1 protein-coding gene and 1 pseudogene are annotated in these 631 nt (G+C 74.5%); both read right to left on the bottom strand.

Features of this window, described 5'->3' with window-relative positions; translation table 11 throughout:
• Positions 1-178, bottom strand: a pseudogene (locus G6048_RS50805) (hydrolase); the annotation flags it as partial.
• 2 nt (positions 179-180) lie between these two features.
• A partial coding sequence (locus G6048_RS48460) for a universal stress protein (protein WP_165345934.1) occupies positions 181-631 on the bottom strand: 451 nt, incomplete at its 5' end.

The raw sequence follows: 631 nt of genomic DNA, 5'->3' as shown, positions 1-631 counted from the left end.
CGGGGTCTTCGGGCGGGTGGGCGCGCAGGTAGGCGTCGAAGGCCGCCTTCCAGGCCGCGGCGTGCACCCGGGCCGAATCGGTGATCACTCCGTCGGTGTCGAAGACGACGGCCCGCACGTCCCGCAGCAGCGGTGCGAGCGCTTCGCGGGACGTCCCAGGGGCGAGTGGGCGGTTCACGGTCACACCCGCTGCGGCACGATGGCCACCGGGCACGCCGCGTGGTGCAGCAGCGTGTGCCCTACGCGGCCGAGCTGGAGCCCGAGATGCCCGGACCGGCGCTGCGCCCCGACAATCACCAGGTCCGCGGCGGCCGACAGGTGCAACAGCGCCTTGCGTGCCGGTCCTTCCACGGTGTGACGGCGAACCCGCACCCCGGGGTGGTCCGCCATCGGGTCGTGGAGCAAGGCATCGAGCACGGCGGACGCCTGCTCCTCGTGATAGTGCGCCGGATCCCCGGCGAGCAGGGGATGTTCAGCGGTCTCGTGCGCGGGGCAGCGCCAGGTGCGTACGGCATCGAGGGTGCACCGGCGCGCTTCGGCCTCGCGGAAGGCGAACCGCACCGCCTCGCCGCCGGTCGCGGGCTCGCCCGCGCCGAGCAGGATCCGCTCATGGGTGCCCGCCAGGCCGGCC

Origin of the sequence: Streptomyces ureilyticus (assembly GCF_011045025.1) — a bacterium.
Classification (GTDB): domain Bacteria; phylum Actinomycetota; class Actinomycetes; order Streptomycetales; family Streptomycetaceae; genus Streptomyces; species Streptomyces ureilyticus.
The sequence above is the reverse complement of the archived record's forward strand: the minus strand, read 5'-3'. Positions and strand labels throughout refer to the sequence as shown.